This window comes from Arthrobacter sp. Hiyo1 (assembly GCF_001263615.2).
GTDB lineage: Bacteria > Actinomycetota > Actinomycetes > Actinomycetales > Micrococcaceae > Arthrobacter.
In genome coordinates this window covers 435849-441336 of the sequence record NZ_DF952470.1, presented here as the reverse complement: position 1 = coordinate 441336, position 5488 = coordinate 435849, and the positions used below count along the sequence as shown (strand labels likewise).

Genomic DNA, 5488 nt, shown 5'->3' with positions numbered 1-5488 from the left:
ATGGTGTTGATCTCGAAATTGCCCTCGCCGTCGGCGATGACAGAGCCTCGGAGGTTCCACTCCGGCAGCCCCGGGGCGAACTGGGAGTAGAAGCCGAGGTCATCGGCGTGCCACAGCTCAATCAGCGCACCGGCCAACGGTTCTCCGGCGACGTTCTTCGTCTGGCCCTGGAACAGCAGCGGAGTGCCGGGCTCATCCTCGCGCATCGGCAGGGTTGCCGGAGTGTTCTGTGTGGGCGCGTCCGGGATGTAGTACGGCCCCTCGATGGTGCCCTTGGTCCCATTCCGGTTGGCGTTGGCAACCTCCTCGACCGAATGCTCCACCCAGACGTCCAGGAACAGCGGCCATTCGCCGTCCTCGCCGACCTGGATGAGCCAGGCCTTGAAGGCGTTGTACTCGTCGTAACTGACCTTCTCGTCAAGCACGATGTCGTTGACCGCCTTGATGAGCCGGCCGGCGAGGGCGTTGACTCGCTCCTGGCCCGTGCCAGCGGCAAGCTGCTTGTTTTCCCTGAAGCGGGCGGTGGCGCCAGCCCCCGAAGCGGCCGCAGTGGCCTGAGTTTCCGTCGTCATGATGACTCCTTCGTCGATTCACGGTTGGGGTTCCGGACCGTTGTGCGCTGCACTGTGCTGTGCCTCACGTTCCTTGTTGTTTCAACAGTAGGCCCGGCATTGATTGATGAGAAATACCCATCTGTCACTGATTGAGAGCCGGGGTATATGAATCCGAATCCGACCGGCTACTCGATGGCAGAGGGGTGCTTGGCGAGCGGCGTGACCTTGATGCCCATGTACGGAAACAGCGGCAGGCCTGAGAGGAGGGTGTGCAGCTCGTCGTTGCCCGCGACGTCGAACACCGAGTAGTTGGAGTACTCGCCCACGACCCGCCACAAATGCGGCCAGCGGCCGTCGTGCTGGAGCTTCTGGGAGTACTCCCGTTCCTCCGCTTTGATGGCGTCGGCGCGTTCTTTGGGCATGTCCAGCGGAATATCGACGTCCATGCGGACCAGGTAGAGCATGAAGTTCTCCTTACGGTGTTGGGTTCCTGAGGGCAGGTGCGGCCGGGGAGGCCTAGTCCTGACGGTACTTCTGCAGCTTGTCGGCATCGATGACAGCGCCAACGCCAGCGATCTCGCGGACCCGGATGGCACCGTCGTTGATTTCGAGCGGCTCTGCGAGCAGGTCGTCCGTCATGTCCAGGTAGTTGGAGAGCTCCCCGGCCCGCCGGGAACTGGCCTCGAAGGCGGCGCCGAACGTCACGGTGGCCAGGCTTCCGACCTGGGTGTCGATCTGGTTACCCATCGTGACGTCCACACCCAGCCCCTCGCAGAGCCGAGGATCTGCTGGGCCTCGGTGAAACCGCTGCGCGCGGTCTTGATGCAGATGGCGTTGCTGCCGCCGGAGAGCAGCTCTCGGGACACGTCGCCGAGAGTGGGGACGCTTTCATCGCCGACGATGGGGATGCGTGACTGCTGCACGAGCCGGCGGCGGCCCATGGCCTCACTGGCGTCGCACGGTTCTTCCAGCATGGACAGTCCTAGACCTTCGGTTTGGCGGAGGACCTCCATAGCCTCGTTCGCCGTCCAGCCCCGGTTGGCGTCGAGGTAGATCTCGGTGTCCGCACCGAGGCCCTCCCGCAGCACATGGCAGGCCTCGACGTCCAGGGAGAGCGGCCGCCGGCCGGTCTTGAGCTTGAAGGTGTCGATGCCGTACGTTTCACGGAACCCCAGCGCTTCCTCGAGGAGCTCGGCGGCGGGCTTGAAGCCCAGCATGTGGGACACCCGCATGCTGTCGGTGAAGCCGCCAAGCAATTTGTGCACGGGGGTGTCCAGGGAGATGCCGATGATGTCCCATAGGGCGATGTCCAGGGCCCCCTTGGCCGTGGGGTTGTTGACCGTGCGGCGGAGCACCTGCTGGACCTTGGAGCGGTCCATCGGATCCAGCCCGATCAGCTGCGGGGCAAACACATTGGTCACCACAGCGACGATGGATTCCTGCGTTTCGCCGTACGTGTAGGGGCGTGGAGGGGTGTCGGCCACGCCGCAGATGCCAGTGTCCGTATGGATCCGGACCAGCACGTGTTCCGCGGCCGTGACCTCTCCGCTCGCGAACTTCAGGGGCCGGGCGTAGGGGATGGAGTAGGGGATGGCCTCAATACGTGCGATTTTCATTCGGAGGTGTCCTTTGCGGCGGCTGCTGGCTGTGAGGCGGGGAGGGCGTCGAAGAGGCCCAGAAAGGTCCGGATCAGCGGGGTCGCATTGTTCCGGTTCCATGCGACGGCGAGGTCAACCGGCGGGGGGTCCCGGAGCGGGCGGAAGGCGACGCCTTGGAAGGAAAACATCCGGGAGGTCATGGGCACGAGTGCGACGCCCATGCCGGCGGCCACGAGCGAGAGCAGGGTGGATGTTTCCTTGGACTCCTGCACCAGGCGAGGCTGGAAACCGGCCTTGCGGCAGGCTTCAACGGAGATGGTGTTGACTACGGAGTCCGCGGAATAGCCGATGAAGTCCTCGGCGGCCAGATCGGTGATGTCCAGTGTGCCGCGCTCCGCGAGGGGCGAATCGGCAGGCAGAGCCGCCACCAGCTGGTCCTGTTCAAGCAACCTCAGCGTGAGCTCGTCGGAGCGGACCGGGGGGCGGAGGACTGCTACGTCCAGCCGGCCTTCTTCGAGAGCAGCCTCCATCTGTGGTGTCAGCATCTCGCCTTGCACAGTGATCCTGAGCCCTGGGAGGGTCCGGCGTGCTGCCTGAACGATGCTGGGCATCAGCCGGTACGTGGCGGTTCCGGTGAAGCCGACCCGGATCACGCCGGTGGCTCCTGCGCCGACCTGCTGGACATCGTCCACGAGGGCGCCGAGGTCCTGCAGCAGCGCGCGTCCGCGGTCCAGCAGGACCTGCCCGGCCGGGGTGAGCTCAACCTTGCGCGTGGTGCGCACCAATAGGGGCGTGCCGAGCTGCTCCTCGAGCTGTCGGATCGCCTGCGACAGCGGCGGCTGCGCCATGTGCAGGCGGAGAGCTGCCCGGCCAAAGTGCCTCTCCTCCGCCACGGCAATGAAGTACTTCAGGTGCCGAGTCTCCATTGACACTCCTGGCAGATCGAGGCAGGGCACGGTGCCATGCTCCGACCAGCTTAGGATCCCCGATTAGTAAGGGGAAATACTCACTTCGGATCCATTAGGACGAATTGGATACTAATCTGAGCAAGGTCAATTCAAGGTGCAAGAAACCAAGGGTCTCACGACGTTGCTTGTGCTGGTTCTTTAGGGGGCGGGTGCCAGGCGCTTGCGCGGCGCCCTACCTTCGGCAGCATGATGGGCCAGGTAGTGCACCTTCCCGGAGTAGATAGCCGTGTCGATTGCCCTCAAGGATTCTGCGTACCGGCCTTCGTGCACTGATCAGAGACCCCTTCTGCGGGCACTCCCCCGGCCATTTCCAAACGCCGATAACCGGCGTTTCGTCGGCCTGAGCTGGGGGGAGGCCGCCCAATCGGGGGCGTGCCCGCTTACCAAACCCGTTCATGGAAGCTATGTCCGACCGGGGGATTCTCTGGTGACACTCGGCCAGGACAGCTTCCGTCGAGTGCGTCGTAAGACTCGAGGTATCGAGTCAGTTGGGGGTGCGAGCAGTGCGGACCTGATGCATTGGGCCGGTCCGTTCTACGGACCGATCTCTATCGTCCAGCCTGATGATCTGTAGGCATCGGCCGTTTGCGGATCTAATCGACTGTCAGTGATGACTTTTTCAATGTGCGCGGGCGGGACCATCTGTATCAGTGCCGTTGTCCCGAATTTGGAGGCGTCAATCACGGCTATGCTCCGGCTGGCCCTTTGAACTGCGGTCGTGGCCACATCGGCCAGGTCGCGCTGGGTTGTGACGAGGCCTGCGCTGGGTGTGATTCCGGCCGCCGAGACTACGGCCATTGAGAAGGACAGCTTTGACAGGAATTCAATGGTCCAGGGTCCGGTCACTGTGCGCTATGCTCTCGAAGGTTCCGCTCAACCCCTGACCGTGGCGTCATACACCTACGATGCCCTTCCGGCTGATGAGCAGGCCACCCTGCCCTCCCCAGCCGCCATCACGGCTGCGCTCGAGCACGACCCGAAGAGTGCTCTCGACGCGTGACGCGTTCAGCTTTTAGACCGCCGTGAGCGCACGACTCCAGCCCAGACAGCGGAGCGAAATCGCACGAGACCGGGACGGGCGCCAGTCGGAGACCATGGCAAATGCGCCGCCAACCGCATTTCCTGTGGTGTCCTGTGGGTACCACAAAAATTCATAGCATCGACGGCCATCATGTCTACCGGTCACTGACGTCTAAATACAATGAAATTACCGGTGTCGTAGTCACCAATTGGATACTCGATCGTCCGATCGGCTCCGGATCCGTTTACGTAGAATTTGGACCCCAACAAGCGGTCAACGATATCGGCGACGACGAAGTTCTGCTTGCTGATTACATCTCGTTTGCTAGTCCAAGTTCCTGAGATTTCGTCAACTCTGTTCCAATCTGCGGGCCCGCCGTACTTAGGGCTAAGCAGCGAATAGAAGACACGGTCGGGAAGCATCTGTCCATCGGAAAGTTTCACCATTAGCCAGATTCCTCCCGTCTGGATACCGGCGCCTCCGCCGGAACTGGCCATTCTGCAACAGAATTTTGAGAAAATCTTGAATTTGCTTAATTAAACCATCCAATGCAGAACCAAGCGTGATGTCGTTACGTGCCGCTCAGTGAGTCAGTGCTTCTGAGTCGGGCTGATTCCTCGCCACCATTCGACGTCTCGGGACGCACTCTCAAGGCTGTCAATAATAGCTAACGAGTGGCGAACGAACCGGTCCGGAAGCCTTACACCATGTTCGACGACGTAATGAGCCAACCCATCCGGCCACACGAAATGGCCGTCGCTCAATTCCAGATTGCCGTTCTCTTTCCCACAGAACCGACAGCGCGAGAACCCCATGAAGCTCCGCGCGACAAACCCCATCCGCAAGTTGGATACGACAAGATCACGCTCATCGATGTCCCAACTTGCGTCCACGAATTCCTCTGGAGAAGGCCATGACGGGTCTGCCTCAGGACCGTCCCAGTAGCCAATCAGAATCAGCTTCCTGGACTGAACCATCGCCACTCCCTGCAACTGAAGATCTACAAAAACAGATAATCACCAGCCGCGCTGCAATCAGGTGCCCTAGCTCCCCCGCGCAGGACGACGCCGGTACCAAGCAACAAAGCCCCACAGCGCGACGATCAAACATACGGCAGCGACAATCCCCCGCCACCAAATAAAAGGTTGCCAAAGCCCGAATATCAGGGCCCAAACAAGGAGAACGCCACTCACGTCGAGTCGTGGGGCTCGGATTTTCACGGAGGCTCTCCTTCTTCCATCTGTCTCTGTCCAGGAGCGCAAGCGCCAAAGACCAAGAATACTTTCCCAACAGCCCGACGTCGGACGCGGACCCCCCGCCCCGTCGCCGAACGCCGCGGGACAAGCG

Annotated in this window: 5 protein-coding genes and 1 pseudogene; 1 reads left to right on the top strand and 5 read right to left on the bottom strand. The window is 61.7% G+C overall.

Annotation, left to right across the window (positions count from 1 at the left end):
- From AHiyo1_RS10900 to AHiyo1_RS28240, 5 genes and pseudogenes are all read right to left on the bottom strand, one after another.
- Positions 1 to 572 (bottom strand): dioxygenase family protein (locus AHiyo1_RS10900; RefSeq protein WP_275937054.1); only part of this gene is annotated, 572 nt, incomplete at its 3' end.
- Between the two features lie 167 nt (positions 573 to 739).
- Positions 740 to 1018, bottom strand: coding sequence for a muconolactone Delta-isomerase (catC, locus tag AHiyo1_RS10895; protein ID WP_059388579.1), 279 nt, complete (start codon positions 1016 to 1018; stop codon positions 740 to 742).
- A gap of 52 nt (positions 1019 to 1070) precedes the next feature.
- Positions 1071 to 2170 (bottom strand): annotated as a pseudogene (locus AHiyo1_RS10890) (enolase C-terminal domain-like protein).
- Positions 2167 to 3078, bottom strand: coding sequence for a LysR substrate-binding domain-containing protein (locus AHiyo1_RS10885; protein ID WP_059388578.1), 912 nt, complete (start codon positions 3076 to 3078; stop codon positions 2167 to 2169). The pseudogene AHiyo1_RS10890 and the gene AHiyo1_RS10885 overlap by 4 nt, the downstream one beginning before the upstream one ends.
- Before the next feature lie 576 nt (positions 3079 to 3654).
- The gene (locus AHiyo1_RS28240) at positions 3655 to 3918 is read right to left on the bottom strand and encodes a hypothetical protein (protein ID WP_445286209.1); all 264 of its coding nucleotides are present in this window, start codon (positions 3916 to 3918) and stop codon (positions 3655 to 3657) included.
- Between the two features lie 28 nt (positions 3919 to 3946).
- Between AHiyo1_RS28240 and AHiyo1_RS24705 the strand changes: the two genes are divergently transcribed.
- On the top strand, positions 3947 to 4120 hold the full coding sequence (locus AHiyo1_RS24705; RefSeq protein WP_172465571.1) for a hypothetical protein: 174 nt from the start codon (positions 3947 to 3949) through the stop codon (positions 4118 to 4120).
- Positions 4121 to 5488: the final 1368 nt, after the last annotated feature.